Raw genomic sequence first — 19,987 nt, 5'->3', positions numbered from 1 at the left:
GGGGCGCGGGGTGCGCGAGGACCGCGCCGGGCGGTGCGCCGGGGCGGTGCCTCGCGGGGAAACGCCGTCATCGGCCTCCCCTGGCGTGCCGGGCGAGTTGGCGCAGGGCCTCGGCGAAGTCCTCCGCGACTCGGCGCACGGTCTCCGTGTCGTGGAAGCCGGGCCGGTGGTGCCAGGTGAAGGCGAGCCGGCCGTGCTGGACGGCGCCCACCACTTCCACCGGGTGCGAGCCGGGGTCCCGGGGGTCGTGGTCCTGCCCGAACGAGCCGTGTTCGGCGCGGACCAGGCCGCCGTCGCCGGTCTCGGGGCGGGCGTCCCACTGGCCTAGGTAGTTGAACACCACCTGGCTGTGGGCGTGTTCGCCGAGGCGTTCGCGGACCTCGGGCGTCCCGAAGGTGCGCAGCGCGCCGAAGCCGATCCCGTTGCCCGGTACGGCCCGCAGCTGACGCCGTACCGACTTCACCAGGGACCGCCAGTCGCGGTCGGGGCCGAGGTCGCCGGGGTCGGACACCTGGAGGGCGACCGGGTAGACGGTGGTGAACCAGCCGACGGTGCGGGACAGGTCGACCCCGTCGAGCAGGTCCTCGCGGCCGTGCCCCTCCAGATCGAGGCGGACGCGGTCGTGTCCGGTCCAGCGAGCCAGTGCGAGGGCGAGCGCGGCGAGCAGCACATCGTTGACGCGGGTGCGGTAGGCGGTGGGCGCGGAGCGGAGCAGGGCGGTGGTGTCCTCCTCGCCGAGTTCCACGCTCACCGTGGCGGCGGGGCCCGCGTCGGCCGCGGGCGCGGGCCCGGCGGGGGCGGGTTCGGAGCGTACGGCCTGCTCCCAGTGGGGCAGTTCGTGGTCGAGGCCGCCCTCGGCGACGTACGCGGACAGCCGGGTGGACCAGTCCCGGAAGCTGGTGCCGCGCTCCCCCAGGGTGACGGGGTCGCCCGCGCGGGCCTGCCGGTAGGCGGTCTCCAGGTCGTCGCGCAGGACGCGCCAGGAGACGGCGTCCACGACGAGGTGGTGGGCGACCAGCAGCAGGAACACGGGCCGGTCCGGGTCGCCGGTGAACAGGGCGGCGCGCAGCTGCGGGCCGTGCGCCAGGTCGAATCCGGCGTGCAGTTCGTCGGCGGCCCTCGTCATGGCCGCGTCCGCGTCCTCGGCGGACAGTCCGCTCAGGTCGTGCCGGACGAGGATGTCCTGCCCGGGGGCGGGCGGCGGGTTGAACTGCCGCCAGCCGTGTTCGTCGCGGGTGAATCGCATGCGCAGGGCGTCATGGTGGTCGAGCAGGGCGTCGAGCGCGGCGCGCAGCGCCTCGGGGTCGGGGGCGCCGTCGAGTTCGAGGAGCGCCGACTGGTTGAAGTGGTGGTGGGCCGCGCGGGGCTTGGTGAGAAACCACTCCTGGATCGGGGTGAGCGGGACTTCGCCGGTGACCGGGCCGTCGTCGCTCGGCCGGGGCGCGGTGCGGACCACGGCGGCGAGTTCGGCGACGGTCTGGTGCGTGAACAGATCGCGGGTGGCGACGTGCAGTCCGTCGCGGCGCAGCCGGGAGACGACCTGCATGCTGAGGATGGAGTCGCCGCCGAGCGCGAAGAAGTTGTCGTCGGCGCCGACCTCCTCGATGCCGAGGACGTCGGCCCAGATGCGGGCCACCCGGCGTTCGGTGTCGGTACGGGGCGCGGTGCGCGGTCCGTCGGCGGCCAGCGCGGGGCCGGGGGCGGGCAGGGCGTGCCGGTCGGTCTTGCCGTTCGGGGTGAGCGGCAGCCGGTCGAGCGGGACGAACACCGACGGCACCATGTGCGGCGGCAGCAGCCCGGCGAGGTGCAGCCGCAGCTCGCTGACGGGCAGCGCGGCGCCAGGGACCCGGCTGTCGTCGGAATGCTCGGGGGTTGACGGCGGTGCCGGTACGACGTAGGCGACGAGCCGGTCCGGCGCGCCGGGCGCCTCCCCCGGGCGTACGACCACCACCGCGTCCCGTACCAGGGCGCTGGTGCGCAGCGCGCTCTCGATCTCGCCGGGCTCGATGCGGAAGCCGCGCAGCTTGACCTGGTCGTCGGCGCGTCCGGCGAACCTGAGCCGGCCGTCGGCGCTCCAGCGGACCAGGTCCCCGGTGCGGTACATCCGCTCTCCCGGGCCGCCGAACGGGTCGGCCACGAACCGCTGGGCGGTGAGTCCGGGCCGCCCCAGGTAGCCGCGGGCGAGGCCGGGGCCCGCGATGTACAACTCGCCGGTCACACCGGGTGGTACGGGGCGCAGGGCGGCGTCGAGCACCTGGACGCGGGTGCTGCCCGCGGGGCGGCCGATGGGCGGCGCGCCGGTGCCGGGGGCGAGCGGTCCGGTCCAGGTGGCGACGACGGTGGCCTCGGTGGGCCCGTACGAGTTGATCATGCGGCGGCCGGGGGCCCAGGCGGCGACGAGGTCGGCGGGGCAGGCTTCCGCGCCGACGATGAGGGTGCGCAGATGCGGCAGGGCCGCGGCGGTCTCCGGCGGTACGGTGGCGAGCGCGGCCGGGGGGATCAGCGTATGGCTGACGCGCCGTACGGCGAGCACCTCGGCCAGCCGTTCCCCGACCAGCGGTCCTTCCTCGCCGGTCACCAGCGCGGCCCCGCTGAGCAGGGACACGCACAGCTCCAGCACGGAGGCGTCGAAGCTGGGCGAGGCGAACTGGAGCACCCGGTCGCCGGGGCCGGCGTCGTACCGTTCGGCGGCCGCGGCGGCGAAGGCGGCCAGGCCCCGGTGGGTGACGACGACGCCCTTGGGGGTGCCGGTGGAGCCGGAGGTGTAGATGACGTAGGCGGGGTGGGCGGGGGTCAGCGGGCGGGCGCGGTCGGCGTCCGTGGGCGCCGACTCCGGCCCGCCGGCCGCCCACACCTCGGCGGGGTCGTCGAGGACCAGGTGGGCGCCCGCGTCCCGGATCATGAACTCCCTGCGCTGTGCGGGGTAGTTCGGGTCCACGGGCAGGAAGGCGCCGCCTGCCTTGGCGACGGCGAGCTGGGCCACGACGGTCGCCGCCGAGCGGGGCAGCGCAAGCGCCACCACGTGCTCCGGTCCGACGCCGTCCCGGATCAGCCGGTGGGCCAGCCGGTTGGCCGCCCGGTCCACCTCGGCGTAGCTCAGTTCGCGGTCGCCGTCCAGCAGCGCGACCGCGTCCGGGGTGCGGGCCGCCTGCTGTTCGAACAGGTCCGGCAGGGTGCGCTCGGGCACCGGCGGGAAGTCGCCCCGGCCCTGGTCGAGCAGTGTCTTCAGCTCGCCGTCGGAGGACAGCGGCAGGGCGCCCAGCGGGCGGTCCGGGTCGGTGGCGACGGCGTGCAGCAGGGTGCCGAGCTGACCGGCCATCCGCTCGGCCGTGGCCGGGTCGAACAGGTCGGTGTTGTAGGTCAGCAGGCCGTGCAGCTCCCCGGAGCCCGTCTCGGCGAACTCCAGGGTGAGGTCGAACGCGGCCTGGTCCGAGTCGGGTTCGACGTCGGTGACCTCCAGTCCCGGCAGGTCGAGGCCGGCGGCCGGGGTGTTCTGGAGGACGACCATGACCTGGAAGAGCGGGCTGCGGCTGGTGTCCCGGACCGGCTGGACCTCGTCGACGACCCGTTCGAAGGGCACGTCCTGGTGGGCGAAGGCGTCCAGGACGGTCCCCCGTACGGCGGTGAGGAACCCGGAGAAGGGCGCCCCTGCCTCGGCCTGGGAGCGCAGCACCAGGGTGTTCACGAAGAAGCCGACGAGGGCCTGGGTCTCGGGCCGGTCGCGGCCCGAGGTGACGGTGCCGACGGCGATGTCCTCGGCACCGGAAAGCCGGGCCAGATAGGCCTGGGCGGCGGCGACGAGCGTGGTGAACAGGGTGGTCCCGTGGTCGCGGGCGAGCCGGGTCAGTCCGCGTACGGTCCGGGCGGGCACCACCAGCCGGGCCGTGGCACCGGCGCTGGTGCGCACCGGCGGCCGGGGCCGGTCGGTGGGCAGGTCCAGGGGGGCGGTGTCGGCCAGGTGCTCCTTCCAGTACGCGAGGTGCTCGTCCGTGCCGGTGTCCGCGGTGGTGCGCTGCCAGTGGGCGTAGTCGGCGTACTGCACCGGCAGCGGCGGCAACGGCGCCTGTGTGACGCCGAGTCGGGCCCGGTAGAAGTGGGCGAGGTCGCCGAGCAGGACGGAGGTGGACCAGCCGTCGGTGACGATGTGGTGCAGGGCGAGGGTGAGCACATGGTCGTCGTCGGCGAACCGGACCAGGCCGGGGCGCAGCAGCGGTCCTTCGCGCAGGTCGAACGGCCGGGCGCGGTCGGCGGCGAGCAGTCGGCGCAGCCCGGCTTCCTGGTCGGCCGGGGCGAGCCCGGTCAGGTCGTGCACCGGCAGCGTGACCTCCCGCGGCGGGTGCACGCGCTGGATGCCGTGCCCGTCGACGCTGTCGAAGGTGGTGCGCAGCGACTCGTGCCGGGCGACCACGTCGGCGAGGGCCGCGCGGAGCGCGCCGGTGTCCGTGGTGCCGTGTAGCCGCAGGGCGAGCGCGGTGACGTACTCGGCGGCCGCGGGTTCGAACTCGTGCAGGAACCACAGGCGTTGCTGGGCGTGGGACATCGGTGCGACGGCGTCCCGGGCGACCGGGACGATGGCCGGGCGGCCAAAGCCCTGCCGGTCGCCGAGCAGCCGGGCCAGGGCGGCCGGGGTGGGGTGGGTGAACACCGCGCGGGGCGTGACCTCGGTGTCGAAGACCTCCGCGAGGCGGGAGGCGAGCCGGATGCTGAGGATCGAGTCGCCGCCCAGCTGGAAGAAGTCGTCCTCGGCGCCGGGCGGTTCGCTGCCCAGCACCTCGCCGAAGACGTCCGCCGTGCGGCGCTCGGCCTCGGTGCGGGGCGCCACCCGCGTGTGCCCCGGCTGGGTGTCGGGGGCGGGCAGGGCGGCCCGGTCGACCTTGCCGTTGCGGCTCAGCGGCAGGGCGGCGAGCGGGACGAAGGCGGCGGGGACGAGGTAGTCGGGCAAAGTGCGGGCGGCGAAGGCCCGCAGTTCCTCGATGTCGTCGGCGGCCGGTCCGACCACGTACGCCACGAGCCGCTTGGCGCCCGGGCGGTCCTCGCGGGCGAGCACGGTGATGTCGGTGATGTCCGGGTGGTCGGCGAGCGCGGTCTCGGCCTCGCCGGGCTCCACCCGGAAGCCGCGGATCTTGACCTGGTCGTCGGCGCGGCCGAGGAACTCGACGGTGCCGTCCGGCCGCCTGCGGGCCAGGTCGCCGGTGCGGTACATCCGCTCGCCCGGCGCCCCGAACGGATCGGCGAGGAAGCGGGTGGCGGTGTCGCCGGGGCGGCCCAGGTAGCCGCGGGCCACGCCTTCCCCGGCGAGGTACAGCTCGCCCGCGCAGCCCGGTGGTACGGGCCGCAGCCGGGCGTCGAGGACGTGCACGCGCATGTCGTCGAGCGGGTGGCCGATGGGCAGGGTGTCGGGCACCGTCCGCGGGTCGGTGAGCGCGAAGGACGTCGCGAAGGTCGTGGTCTCGGTAGGGCCGTAGCCGTCCACGACGGTCAGGCCGGGGCAGGCGGTGAGGACCCGGCGCACGGCCGGGGCGGGCACCACGTCACCGCCGGTCCACACCTGCCGCAGACCGCGGAAGCAGTCGGGGGCGTCCTGGGCGAGCAGCCGGAACAGTCCGGCGGTGAGCCACAGCGCGGTCAGTCCGCCGCCGTCGGCGAGCCGGCGCAGCAGGGCGGCGTCCACGCTCCCGTCCGGCGCCACGATCACCCGGCCGCCGTTGAGGAGCGGTGCCCACACCTCGAAGGTGGCGGCGTCGAAGGCCACCGGCGAGTGCAGCAGCACCCGGTCGCACACGCCGTCGGCGAACCGGCTGTCGGTGGCCAGCGCGGCGACGTCCCGGTGCCGTACCGCGACCGCCTTGGGCAGGCCGGTGGAGCCGGAGGTGAACATCACGTAGGCCAGCCGGTCGGGGTCGGCGGCCGGGAGCTGGGGTGCGGGGGTGCCGGTCCGGGCGGCGGTCACGTCGGCGGCGGTGAGCCGGACCGCCGCGCCGGCCCCGTCGAGCAGGGTGCGTCGGCGTTCCTCGGGGGCCCGGGTGTCGACGGGCAGGTAGGCGCCGCCGGCCATGAGCACCGCGAGCTGGGCGACGACGAGTTCGGCGGAGCGGTCGAGGAGAAGTGCCACCCGGTCCTCGGCCGCGAGCCCGTCGGACAGCAGCCGTCCGGCCAGTGCGGTGGCCCAGTGGTGCAGCTCCCGGAAGGTCAGCTGCCGGTGTCCGTCGTGGACCGCGATCGCGTCGGGGGTGCGGTGGGCCTGTTCGGCGAACAGGTCGACGGGGCTGCGCGGGGCGGCCCGCCGGGCGGTGGTGTTCCAGGCGGCGAGCAGTGCGCGGTCCGCAGGGACGAGCAGGTCGAGCCCGTCCAGGTCGGTGTCGAAGCCGTCGGCGAGGACGGTCAGCAGCGCGGCCAGGCGGTCCGCGGCGCGCTCGGCGGTGGCGGCGTCGAACAGGGCGGGGTCGTAGGCGAGGTCGAAGCCGAGCCGTCCGGCGAGGTGGGCGCGCAGGCACCAGGGGAAGGTGGTGGCGTCGTCGGCGCGCACCTCCTCGACCCGGACACCGGTACGGGCCGTGGCCGACTCGTCCACCGGGTAGTTCTCGAAGACCACCATGCTGTCGAACAGGGGCTCGCCTGGCGGGACTTGGCTCATGGCCTGGATGCGGGGCAGCGCGAGGAAGTCGAAGCGGCGGGCGTCGCTCTGCCGGTCCTGGAGGCCGCGCAGCCATGGCAGGACCGGCCCCGCGGGAATGCGGACGCGGGTCGGCACGGTGTTGATGAACATGCCGATCATGCCTTCGACGCCGGGCAGTTCGGCCGGGCGGCCGGAGACGGTGGTGCCGAACACCACGTCGTCCTGGCCGCTGGAGCGGGCCAGCAGCAGGGCCCAGGCGCCCTCCAGGACGGTGTTGACGGTGAGTCCGGCGCGTGCGGCGCTCTCCCGCAGCCTGCGCGAGACGTCCGCGTCCAGCTCGTGGTGGACGGCGGCGGCCGACCGGGCGCGGTGGGCCTCGGCGGGTGTGCGGTCGTACGGCAGCGGAGTGCGGGCGGTGAAGCCGTCCAGCGCCTCGGACCAGTGCCCTTCGGCCGCCGTCTCGTCCTGGGCGGCGAGCCAGTGCAGGAAGTCCGCGAACGGCCGGCGTGCCGGGGGCGCCGGGTCCGGGCCGCCGGTCAGGGCGGCGTAGCGTTCGCACACCTCGGTGAGCAGCTGTCCGGTGCTCCAGCCGTCGAGGACGATGTGATGGGTGGACCACACCAGCAGCACCTCGTCGCCGGGCAGCGCCGCGAGGGTGAGCCGGGTGAGCGGTGCGGTGGTGAGGTCCATCCCGGCCGCCCGGTCCTCGGCGAGCAGTCGCTCGGTGGCCTCAGCGCGCTGTGCGGGTGTCAGAGTGCGCCAGTCGAGCCGCGTGACGGGCAGTTCCACGTACCGGTGGACCACCTGCACCGGGTGCGGCAGGCCGTGCCAGTGCACGGAGCCGCGCAGGGCCGGGGTGCGGTCCGTGATCTGCTGCCAGGCGGCGGCGAAGACACCCGGGTCGGCGACCCCGGCCAGTCGTACGGCCGTGCGGTCGAAGTAGGCGTGCTCGGTGTCCACGAGGCCGTGGAAGAGCATGCCGGACTGGAGCGGGGTGAGCGGCAGGACGTCCTCGATGTCGCGGCCGGTGCCGACAAGGCGGTCCAGCTGGTCCTGGGCGAGCCCGGCGAGCGGGAAGTCGCAGGGCGTGCGGCCGCCGGCCGTGGGCAGGGCGCAGTGGGCCACGATGTCGCGCAGCGCGGCGAGGGTCTCCTCGGCGAGGCGGCGGACGGTGTCCTCGTCGTGGACGGCCGCCGGGTAGGTCCAGCCGAGTTCCAGGCGCCCGTCCTGGACGACTCCGGTGATGTCCAGCACGTAGGGGCGGGGTTCGTCCGGGTCGGTGTCCCGGCCTGCCGGGGGCAGGGAGCCGCGGACCAGGCCGTCGCTCCCGGTGCCGCCGGCGTCCCACTGGCCGTGGTAGTTGAAGCCGATCTGCGGGGCCGGGGCGCCGGTCAGCGGGCTGCCGGGGACGAGGTGGCGCAGCGCGCCGTGGCTCAGGCCGTGCAGCGGCACCGCGCGCAGCTGCTCCTTGACCGAGCGGAGGATCTCGTGCCATCCGGCGTCCGGGTCGGCGGTGAGGGCGAGCGGGTACTCGGCGGTGAACCAGCCGACGGTCCGCGACAGGTCGGCGTCCTCGAACAGGTCCTCCCGGCCGTGGCCCTCCACGCCGAGCAGTACGGTGTCGCGCCCGCACCAGCGGGCCAGGGTGCGGCCGAGGGCGCTCAGCAGGACGTCGTTGACCTGGGTGCGGTAGGTCTCCGGGACCTTGCGCAGCAGGGCGTCGGTGGTCGCGGCGTCCAGGGTGACAGTGACGGTCGCGGCGGTGCCGTGGGTGTTGGGTCCTGGGCGGCCCGCGGGCAGTGCGGCCGGGGCGTCGGTGGTGCGCCTCCAGTACGGCAGGTCGGCGTCCAGGGCGCCGGAGCGGGTGTGCTCCTGGAGCCGGGTGGCCCAGTGGCCGAAGGAGGTGCCCGTGGCGGGGAGTTCGACGGGTCGGCCGGCGGCCGCCGCGCGGTGGGCGGTCTCCAGGTCGGTGAGCAGGATGCGCCAGGAGACGCCGTCGATCACCAGGTGGTGTGCGGTGATGACGAGTTGGGGCGGCTGTGCCGGGCCCCGGTCGAAGAACAGTGCGCGCACGACGCGGCCTTCGGTGGGGTCGAGTGCGCACTGCGCCTCGTCGGTGCGCCGTTGGACCTCGGCCTCCAGCTCGGCGTCGGCCGTCCCGGTCATGTCGTGGCGGCTGAAGACGCCGTCGGGTGCTTGCGGCAGGGCTTCCTGGCGCCAGCCGTCGGCGGTGCGCAGGACCCGGGTACGCAGGGCCGCGTGGTGCCGCACGAGGGCTTCGACGGCCTCGCGCACGCTCGACTCGCCGGTACCTGCGGCGAGTTCGAGGCGCTGGGTCATGGTGAAGCGGAGCGGGTGGCCCAGGTCGCGGCCGTCCAGGTACCAGTGCTGGATCGGGGTGAGCGGTGCCTCGCCGATGTGTTCGGCGACGGCGGCTCGGGGTGCCGACTCCTGGGTGCGCAGGGCGAGTTCGGCGACGGTCTGGTGGCGGAAGACGTCCTTGGTGGTGAGGGCGAGTCCGGCCTGCCGGGCGCGGGCGACGATCTGGATGCTCAGGATGGAGTCGCCGCCGAGCGCGAAGAAGTTGTCGCGGGCACCGACCCGTTCGACGCCGAGCACCTGCGCCCAGATCGCGGCCAGGCGTTCTTCGGTGCCGGGCCGGGGGGCGATGTAGGGGGTGGTGCCCTCGGGCTGTGCGGGCGGGGCGGGCAGGGCGCGCCGGTCGGTCTTGCCGCTGGTGGTGCGCGGGATGCGGGCCAGCGGGACGAACGCGGTGGGCACCATGTGGTCGGGCAGGGTGCGGCGCAGCGCGAGGCGCAGATCGTCGGCGGACGGGACGCGGTCGCCGGCCGGCACCACATAGCCGACGAGCATCAGGCGTCCGGCGTGTTCGCGTGCGGTGACGGCGGCGTCGGTGACGTCCGGGTGGTCGAGGAGGGCGGCCTCCACCTCGCCGGGCTCGATGCGGAACCCGCGGATCTTGACCTGCTCGTCGACCCGGCCGAGGAACTCCAGCAGCCCGTCGCGGTCCCAGCGGGCCCGGTCCCCGGTGCGGTACATCCGCTCGCCCGGCGCCCCGAACGGGTCAGCGACGAAGCGGGCCGCGGTGAGGCCGGGCCGGTTCAGGTAGCCGCGGGCCACCTGGGCGCCGGACAGATACAGCTCGCCGGGTACCCCGGGCGGCACCGGGCGCAGGCCGCCGTCGAGGACGTAGGCACGCAGGTTGCCGCCGGGGCGGCCGATGACGGGCCGGTCGGGGCGGTCGGCGACGCGGCCGTAGACGGCGTCGACGGTGCACTCGGTGGGGCCGTACATGTTGTACACGGCGATCCCCGACGCACGCTCCACCCGCGCGAGTTCACGCCAGTCGGCCGGGGTGACGGCCTCGCCGCCGACGAGCAGCAGGCCCGGGTGGTGGCGGCCGGGGGCCAGCAGCCCGGCGGAGGTCAGCTCCCGCAGGAAGGAGGGGGTGACGTTCACCAGGTCGAGCCGGCGGTCGGCGACCTGGGCGCAGAACGCCTCGGGGTCCAGTCGTACGTCCTCGTCGATCAGATGCATCTCGTGACCGAGGGCGAGCAGCAGCGGCCCTTCCCAGGAGGTGTCGAAGGAGAAGGAGGCGCTGAGCGCGGCCCGCAGCCGTCGGCCGTCGGCGGTGTGCGGGGCGAGCAGGCCCCTCTCGTGGTCGTGGCACAGGTTGACCAGCTGCCGGTGTTCGACGGCGACGCCCTTGGGCCGGCCGGTGGAGCCGGAGGTGTAGACGATGTAGGCGGTGTGCCCGGGAAGCAGCGGCCGGACGCGGTCGGCGTCCGTCGGGTCGTGCGCGGGCAGCCGGTCCCAGGGCACCTCGGCGAGGTCGGCGAGCAGGGTGTGCGGGCGGGCGTCGGAGAGCAGGAAGTCCGCCCGTTCCCGGGGGATTTCGGGGTCGAGGCTGAGCAGGGAGGCGCCCGCCTTGGCGACCGCGAGCAGTGCGATCACCTGCTGGGAGGTGCGCGGGAGGCGTACGGCGACGACGTCCTCGGGGCCGGCGCCCCGGGCGATGAGGTGGTGGGCGAGCCGGTTGGCGCGCTCGTTGAGCGTGGCGAAGTCGAGCGTGGAGTCGCGGGCGACCAGGGCGGTGTGCCGCGGGGTGCGGGCGGCGCGGGCCTCGAAGAGGGCGGGGAAGGTGGTGTCCGGCGCGGGCAGCCGGGCGCCCTCGCCGTGGCGGAGCACCTGCCGCTGCTCGGCGTCGGTCATCAGCGGCAGCGCGCCGACGGCACGCTCCGGGGACTCGGTCGCGGCCTCCAGCAGGACGCGCAGTCGTCCGGCCAGGCGCTGGACGGTGTCGCGGTCGAAGAGCCCGGTGTTGTACTCCAGATGGCCGGTCAGGCCGCCGTCGGTCTCGACGAAGTCGAAGGCCAGGTCGAAGGTGGCGTTGCGGACCGGCGGGGTGACCGGCTCGGCGGTCAGACCGGGCAGCCGGGGCGGCTCGGCGTCGAGGTTGTGCAGGGCGACCATGACCTGGAACAGCGGGGTGCGGCTGGTGTCCCGCTCGGGCTGGACGGCGTCCACCACCCGCTCGAAGGGCACCTCCTGGTGGGCGAACGCGTCCAGGACGGTCCCGCGGACCTCGGACAGCAGCTCGCGGAAGGGCAGTTCGGGACGGACCCGGGAGCGCAGCACCAGGGTGTTGACGAACATGCCGACCACGTCGTGCAGTTCGGGCCGGTCACGTCCCGCGGTCACGGTGCCGACGGTGATGTCCTCCTGTCCGGCCCAGCGCGCCAGCAGAATCTGGCAGGCCGTCACCAGCGTCATGTAGAGGGTGGCGTCGGCCTCCCTGCCGCGTTCGCGCAGCCGCTCGGTCAGGGCGGCCGGCAGGGTGAAGGTCACCAGGTCGCCGTCTCGGGTGCGGACCGCGGGGCGCGGCCGGTCGGTGGGCGGTTCCAGCGGGGTGACGCCGTCCAAGGCGGCGCGCCAGTGGGCGAGTTCGGTCTCGGCCCGGTCGGCGCGGGCCCGCTGCCAGGCGGCGTGGTCGGCGTAGCGGACGGGCAGCGCGGGCAGTTCGGGGCGACGGTCCGCGAGGGCCGCCGCGTACAGCTCGCTCAGGTCCCGGCCGAGCACGCCCATGGACCAGCCGTCGGTGACGATGTGGTGCACGGCAAGCACGAGGACGTGGTCGTGGTCGTCGGCGGCCAGCCGGGCCAGGTGGGCGCGCAGCAGCGGTCCGGTGGTCAGATCGAAGGGGGTGGCGGCCGTCCGCTCCAGGAAGCCGTCCAGGGCCGTGGGGTCCGGGAGTTCGGTCACCGGCAGGTCGACGGGCCACGCCGGGTGGACGATCTGCCGTGCCTGCCCGTCGTGTTCGGCGAACGTGGTGCGCAGGGTCTCGTGCCGGGCGACCAGGCCGTCCAGGGCGGCGCCGAGGGCGCCGGTGTCGAGCGGGCCGCGCAGCCGCAGTGCGGACAGGGTGGTGTACTCGGTGCTGCCGGGCTCGAACCGGTCGAGGAACCACAGGCGTTGCTGCGCGTACGACAGGGGTGCCGGGGTGTCCGCGGGGAGGGCCGGGATGAGGTCGGCGGTGTGCACGGGTCCCGGTTCGCCGAGCGCGGTCGCGAGGGCGGACAGCGTGGGGTGGGTGAACAGCAGCCGGGGCGAGACGTCGGTGCCGAAGGCGGCGCGCAGCCGGGAGGTGACCCGCACGGCGAGGATGGAGTCGCCGCCGAGCGCGAAGAAGTCGTCGTCGGCGCCGACCTCGTCGGTGTCCAGGACGTCCGTCCAGGCGGCGGCGACCAGCCGTTCGGCGTGGGTGCGCAGGGGGGTCCGTTCGCGGTCCGCGGCGAAGCCGTCGGGGCCGGGCGCGGGCAGGGCGCGCCGGTCGAGCTTGCCGTTCACGGTGAGCGGCAGCGCGGCCATCGGCACATAGGCCGCGGGCACCATGTGCGCGGGCAGCGACCCCTCCAGATGGGCCCGCAGTTCGGCGGCGGGCGGGGGCGGCGCGGTGCGCTCGCCGGAGCCGGTGCCGACCACGTGGGCGACCAGGCGGCGGGTCCCGGTGGCGTCCTCGTACACACCGACGGCGGCGGCGCCGACGCCCGGGTGGGTGTGCAGGGCGGCCTCGATCTCGCCGGGTTCGATGCGGTAGCCGCGGATCTTCACCTGCTGGTCGGCGCGGCCCAGGTACTCCAGGGAGCCGTCGGCCCGGCGGCGGGCCCGGTCCCCGGTGCGGTACATGCGGGTGCCGGGCCGTCCGAACGGATCGGCGAGGAACCGGGTCGCGGTGAGACCGGGCCGGTTCAGGTAGCCGCGCGCCAGGCCCTCACCGGCGACGAACAGCTCACCGACGGCGCCGGGAGGCACGGGCCGCAGCAGTTCGTCGAGCACATGGACCCGCAGGTCCGGGATGCCGGTGCCGATGGGGCTCGCGGCACCGGTGCGGGCCGTGAAGCGGTCCAGCGGGGCGTAGGTGACATGCACGGTGGTCTCGGTGATGCCGTACATGTTCACCAGGCGCGGCGCGGTGTCCGGGTGGCGCAGATACCAGTCGGCGAGCCGGTCCACGTCCAGCGCCTCACCGCCGAAGATCACCGTACGCAGGGCCAACCTGGCGCTGACGTCAGGGAGTTCGGCGTCCGCCCGGACCAGCGGGTGGAACGCGGAGGGGGTCTGGTTGAGGACGGTGACCCGTTCGTCGGCGAGCAGCCGCAGGAAGTCCTCCGGGGAGCGCGCGGTGTCCTCGGGGACGATCACCAGCCGGCCGCCGTGCAGCAGCGGGCCCCACAGCTCCCACACCGAGAAGTCGAAGGCGTAGGAGTGGAACAGCGTCCACACGTCGTCGGCGCCGAAGCGGAACCAGTGCCGGGTGCGGCTGAACAGCCGGACCACGTTGGCGTGCGGGACGACCACGCCCTTGGGCAGGCCGGTGGAGCCGGAGGTGTAGATGGCGTAGGCGGGGCTCTCGGGCAGCGCGCGGCGGGCCGGTCCCGCGGCCGGGCGACGGGCCAGGTCGGCGCGGACGTCGGGGTCGTCCAGAAGCAGCAGGGGTACGGCCGGGTCGGCGTCGGCCCCGCTGGTGGTGACCAGGGCCACCGGGGCGGCGTCGGCGAGCAGGTGCCGTATCCGCTCGGCGGGCAGCCGGGGGTCGATGGGCAGATACGCGGCGCCGGTCTTCAGCACGGCGAGGACGGCCACGACGAGGTCGGTGGAGCGGGGCAGCGCCAGGGCCACGAACGTCTCGGGTCCGGCGCCGAGTTCGGCGAGCCGGTGGGCGAGCCGTCCGGAGCGGGCGTCGAGGGTGGCGTAGTCGAGCCGGTCGGCGCCGCAGCTGACGGCCTCGGCGCCGGGGGTGCGGGCGGCCTGGGCGGTGAAGAGGCCGTCCAGGGTGTCGGCGGGCCGGCCCTCCTCGGTGCCGTTCCACTCGACCGGGAGGCGCCGCCGTTCCTCGGCGGTGATCCACGCGAGATCGCGCACTGGCCGCTCCGGGTCGTCGGCCAGCTCGGTGAGCAGCAGGCACAGCCGGTCGGCGAGGTCCCGTACGGTCGCGGGTTCGAACAGCTGGGGGTCGTAGGCGAGGTCGAAGCCGAACCGGTCGCCCTGGTAAGCACGCAGTACGAGGGCGTAGTTGGTGGCGTCACGGGCGGAGACGTCCGCGAGGCGTATCCCGGTGCCGGTCGAACGGGCCTCGTCGAAGGGGTAGTTCTCGAAGGCCACCATGCTGTCGAACAGCGGGCTCCCGGACGGCACGTCGCTCAGCGCGGTCAGCTCGGCGAGGGACACCGCCGCGAACCGCCGTGCGTCGGCCTGTGCTTCCTGGAGTTCCCGCAGCCAGGCGGTGGCGGTACGGCGGCCGTCCACGCGGACCCGGGTGGGCAGGGTGTTGATGAACATGCCGACCATCGACTCGACGCCGGGCAGGTCGTCGGGACGCCCGGAGACGGTGGTGCCGAACAGCACGTCCGGCTCGGCGCCGTAGCGGGAGAGCAGCAGCGCCCAGGCGCCCTGTACCACGGTACCGAGGGTGAGCCCGGCCGCGCGGGCGGTGCGGGCCAGCCGCGCGGAGACCTCGTCGGACAGGGCGGCCGTGTGCAGGCCGGCGGAGCGGGTCTCGTGCCCCGGGCGCCGGGCCCGGTCGGCGGGCAGCGGGGTGGGCGTGGCGAACCCGGCGAGGACGTCCTGCCAGTGCGCACGGCCCGCCGCGCCGTCCTGCCCGGCCAGCCAGCGCACATAGTCGCCGAACGGCCGGCGGGCCGGGGGCCGGGGCGTGCCGCCGGTGGTCAGCGCCGTGTACTCGGCGAACACCTCGGTGAGGACCTGGGCCAGGCTCCAGCCGTCCAGGATGAGGTGGTGGGAGGTCCACAGCAGATGCAGCCGGTCCCCGGGCAGCCGGACGAGGGTGAGCCGCATCAGCGGGGCGGCGGTGAGGTCCAGTCCGCGCGCGAGGTCGTCGGCGCGCAGCAGGTCCCAGCGCGTGTCCCGCTCCGCCGGGTCCAGTTCCCGCCAGTCCATGTGCTCGACGGGCACGGTGACCTGGCGGTGCACGACCTGGAGCGGGACCGGCACGCCCTCCCACACCACGGAGGTGCGCAGGGCGGGGGTGCGGTCGGTGACGTGCTGCCAGGCCAGGGCGAGCGCACCGGGGTCGGTGACGCCCTCCAGGAGCAGCGCGGCCTGGTCGATGTACACGTCGTCGGGTCCGCCGACCAGCCGGTGGAAGAGCATGCCTTCCTGGAGCGGGGTGAGCGGCAGCAGGTCCTCGATGTCCCGGCCGTCGCCGGCGATGCGGTCCACCGCGGCCTGGTCGAGGCGGGCCAGCGGGAAGTCGGAGGGGGTACGGCCGCCCGCGCCGGGTCGCGCGCAGTGCTCGGTGATCGCGCCGAGCGCCCGCACCATGCCGTCGGCCAACCGCCGTACGGTGTCGGCCCGGTGCACCTGGTCGCTGTAGTGCCAGGTGATCTCCAGCTCGCCGTCGGCGACCAGGGCGGACACATCGAGGAGGTGATCGAGCGGCTCGGCGGGGTCGGTGTCCCGGCCGGGTACGTCGGCGACGGGTGCGAAGTCGCCGCCGCCGGGCGCCTCCCACTGACCGTGGTAGGTGAAGCACACCTGGGGCAGCGGGAGTTCGCCGAGGGCACGGGCCTGCGGGCTTGGCGAGCCGAGGTGGGCCAGCGCCTGGTAGCTCAGGCCGCGCCGGGGTACCGCCCGCAGCCGCTCCTTGACGGCCTTGAGGGTGCTCCCCCAGTCGCCCGGTGCGGCCGGGGTGAGGGTGACCGGGTACTGGGTGGTGAACCAGCCCACCGTGCGGGACAGGTCGGTGCCCTCGGCCAGGTCCTCCTCCCGGCCGTGACCCTCCAGCGCGACGGTCACCCGGTCGGTGCCCGTCCAGTCGGCGAGCACCCGGCCGAGCGCGCTCAGCAGTACGTCGTTGACCTGGGTGCGGTACACCGTCGGCACGCGCCGCAGCAGCGCCTCGGTGGTGGCGCGGTCCACCCGGGTGCGGACGGTGCGCACGGATCCGGCGAGCGGGGTGCCGGGCAGGTCGACGGGGAGCGGGGTGCGGGGCTGAGCCGCCTCCCGCGTCCAGTAGGGCAGGTCGTCGTCCAGGTCGCCGGCCCGTACCAGGTCGGTCAGTTCGCGCGCCCAGTCGGCGAACGCGGTGTGCTCGGGCTCGGGCCGGGGCCGCTCCCCCGCCGCCGCCTGCCGGTAGGCCTCCGCCAGGCCGGTGAGCAGCACCCGCCAGGAGACGCTGTCGACCGCCAGATGGTGGGCGGTGAGGAAGAGTCGCGGGCGCAGGCCGCCGGGGAGCAGGGCCGCGCGCAGCAGTGTCCCGGTGGCCGGGTCGAGGGCCGCGCGGGCCGCCTCGGCGGCCTCGGCGGGCGGGGTCCCGGGGGCGTGACGGGTCAGCGGCGGGCCGTCCGGTGCGGCGCCGGGGTGCTGGAGCCAGGTGTCACCGGAGCGGACGAAGCGGGTGCGCAGGGCGGGGTGCCTGGCCACCAGGGCGGTCAGCGCCTGTTCCAGTGCCGGTTCGTCGAGGTCGTGCGGCAGGTCGAGCAGCATCGACATGCTGAAGTGCCGCAGCGGGCCGTGCGTGGCGAAGAACCACTCCTGGACCGGGGTGAGCGGGGCCGGACCCTCCCGCTTCGGACGGCGGGGCGCCGGCACGGCGGCCGTGCGCAGGCTCGCGGCGGCGGCCAGGTCGGCGACCGTCTGATGCCGGAAGACGTCCTGCGAGCCGATCCGCAGCCCGGCGGCGCGGGCCCGGGAGACGGCCTGGATGCTCAGGATGGAGTCGCCGCCCAGCTCGAAGAAGTTGTCCGTGACGCCGACCCGGGCCACCCCGAGCACCTCGGCCCAGACGGCCGCCAGGGTCTCCTCCCCGGGGGTGCGGGGAGCGACGAACTCACGTTCTGTGTCCGGGGTTTCCGGGGCGGGCAGGGCGCGGCGGTCCAGCTTCCCGCTGGTGGTCAGCGGCAGCGCGTCCAGGGCGGTGAAGGAGGACGGCACCCAGGCGTCGGGCAGCACCCGGCGCAGGGCCGGCCGCAGCTCGGCGGGGACGGGCCGGGGAGCGCCGGACGCGGGCACGACGTAGGCCGCGAGACGGGTGTGGCCGTGCGCGTCGGGTACGGCGACGACCGCGGCGGCGGTGATGCCGTCCAGCGCGAGCAGCGCGGCCTCGATCTCGCCGGGCTCGATGCGGTGGCCGCGCACCTTGACCTGGTCGTCGGCGCGTCCGAGGTAGTCGAGGCGGCCGTCGGCGGTCCAGCGGGCCAGGTCGCCGGTGCGGTACATGCGGGTCCCGGCGGGCCCGTAGGGGTCGGGCAGGAACCGGGTGGCGGTCAGGCCGGGGCGGCCGGTGTAGCCGCGGGCCAGCTGGCCGCCCGCGAGGTACAGCTCGCCGCCGACCCCGGGAGGCACCGGCTGGAGCCGGTCGTCCAGGACATAGGCGCGCACGCCGAGCAGCGGTCGGCCCACCAGCGGGCGGTCCCCGCCGTCGATACGGCAGGACAGCGCGTCCACGGTGCACTCGGTGGGGCCGTAGAAGTTGTGCGCGGTCACGTCCGGATGGGCGGCCAGCTCCCGCCAGAGCGCGGGTCCGACCGCCTCACCGCCGAGCATGAGGACCCGGGGGTGGTGCCGGGGGTCGGTGAGCAGCCCGGCGGGCAGCAGCTGGCGCAGATAGGAGGGGGTGAGGTCGAGGAAGTCGACGCGGTGCTCGACGACGTACTCGACCAGGGCGGCCGGGTCCATCCGGGTCACCTCGTCGACCAGGTGCAGCGGGTGGCCGTCGGCCATCAGCAGCACGCCCTCCAGGGAGGTGTCGAAGGAGAACGAGGCGGTGAGCGCGATGCGCAGCGGGCCGCCGCCCGCCTCGGCGACGAAGCCCGCCCGGTGCGCGGCGAGCAGGTGTGCCGCCGAACGGTGCGACACTGCGACGCCCTTGGGGCGGCCGGTGGAGCCGGAGGTGTGGATGACGTAGGCGGTGTGCTCCGCGTCCAGCGGGGCGCGCCGGTCGGCGTCGGTCGGGTCGGTGTCCGGGGCGGTCGCGGGTACGGCGCGCAGGGCGTCCTCGTCCAGCACCAGGGCCGGGCGGGCGTCGTCCAGCAGGTACCGGACGCGCTCTTCGGGCAGGGCGGTGTCGAGCGGGAGGTAGCCGGCGCCGGACTTCCAGACGGCGAGGATCGCGGTGATCATGTCGGCGGTGCGCGGCAGCCGCAGCGCGACCAGCCGTTCCGGGCCCGCGCCGCACGCGATGAGGTGGTGGGCGAGCCGGTTGGCGCGGGCGTTGAGGGTGCCGTAGTCGAGCCGTTCGCCGCCCGCGACGAGGGCGAGGGCGTCCGGGGTGCGGGCGGCACGGCGCTCGAACAGCTCCGTGTGGAGGGCGTCGGGCGCGGGGTGGTGGGTGCCGGGGTTCCCGAAGGCGAGGACCTGGCGTGTCTCCGCCTCGGACAGGAGTGGCAGGGTGCCCAGCGGGCGGTCCGGGGCGTCGGCGGCGCCCTCCAGCAGGCGCAGCAGCTGTCCCGCGAGCCGTTCGGCCGTGGCCGCGTCGAACAGGTCGGTGCGGTACTCCAGCAGCCCGGTCAGGCGCTCGCCGTCCGGTACGAACTCCACGCTCAGGTCGAAGGTGGCCGCCCGCCGGGGCACCTCGACCTGGCTGGTGGCGAGGCCGTGCGGGGCGGTCGCGGCGGGCGGGTCGGGGTGCAGCAGGACGAGGACGTCGAACAGCGGGTTGCGGCCGGCCTCGCGGGGTGCGCCGACCGCCTCCACGACCCGTTCGAACGGCGTGTCGCCGTGCGCGAAGGCGTCGTTGACGGTGTCGGCGGTCCGCGCCAGCAGCTCGCGGAAGGAGCCGGACCGGTCCACCGCGGTACGCAGCACGACGGTGTTCACGAAGAAGCCGACGGTGCGTTCCAGCTCGGTGCGGGAGCGGCCGGGGGTCAGGGAGCCGACGGTGATGTCGTCCTGTCCCGACCAGCGGGCCAGCAGGGCCTGGGTCGCCGCGACCAGGGCGGTGTGCAGGGTGCTGTGCTGCTCCCGCGCGAGGGTGCGCAGCCGGGTGGTGAGGGCCGCGGGGACGGTGAAGCCGTGGACGGCCCCGGCGCCCGCTTCCTCGCCGCGGCGCGGCCGGTCCAGGGGCAGCTCCGGTGCCACCGCGCCGGTCAACCGCTCCTTCCAGTGCGCGAGTTGGCGGTCGAGCCGGGTGCCGGAGAGCTGTTCACGTTGCCACACCGCGAAGTCCGGGTACTGCGTGGCCACCGGCGGCAGTTGTGGCGCGGCGCCTCGGGCGAGGGCGTCGTAGGCGGTGCACAGCTCGTCCAGGACGACGCCCATGGACCAGCCGTCGGTGACGATGTGATGGGCCGTCAGCAGCAGGACGTGCGAGACGGCGGACTCGCGCAGCAGCAGGGCGCGCAGCAGCGGGCCGTGCCGCAGGTCGAAGGGGCGGCCGTACTCCGCTCTCAGGTCCGCGTCCAGGTCGGTGGTGTCGCGGACCGGCAGCGGCACCGGGCCCGCCGGGTCGACGCGCTGCGCCGGGCGGCCGTCGGTCTCCTCGAAGGTGGTGCGCAGGGCCTCGTGCCGGGCCACGACGGCGGCCAGGGCACCACTCAGCGCCTCTTGGTCCAGCGGGCCGGTGAAGCGGACCGCGACCGCGCTGTTGTAGCGGGGGTCGCCGGGCCGTAGCCGGTCCAGGAACCACAGGCGCTGCTGGGCGAAGGACAGCGGCAGCGGGCGGTCCCGGTCGGCGCGCGGGATGCCCTGCCGGGCGGCCGGGGCGGTGCCGCCGGCCCGTCCGGCGAGCCGGCGGCGCAGCGCCTCGCGCATCTGCTCGGGCAGTGCCTCGGCGCGGTCCCGCCGGGAGGGGCGGGCGGGGCCGGAGGGGTTCGAAGGGGTCGAAGACGTCAT

The 19,987-nt window shown here is 75.4% G+C and carries 1 protein-coding gene; it reads right to left on the bottom strand.

Annotated features, from left to right (window positions below):
• Window positions 1-67: 67 nt before the first annotated feature.
• On the bottom strand, window positions 68-19,987 hold the full coding sequence (locus HEP81_RS37500; RefSeq protein ID WP_037656771.1) for a non-ribosomal peptide synthase/polyketide synthase: 19,920 nt from the start codon (window positions 19,985-19,987) through the stop codon (window positions 68-70).

The sequence above is a fragment of the Streptomyces griseofuscus genome, from assembly GCF_014673495.1.
In the GTDB taxonomy this organism is placed as follows: Bacteria; Actinomycetota; Actinomycetes; order Streptomycetales; family Streptomycetaceae; genus Streptomyces; species Streptomyces murinus.
Note: the sequence above shows the minus strand (reverse complement) of the source record. Positions and strands in the feature narration are given on the sequence as shown.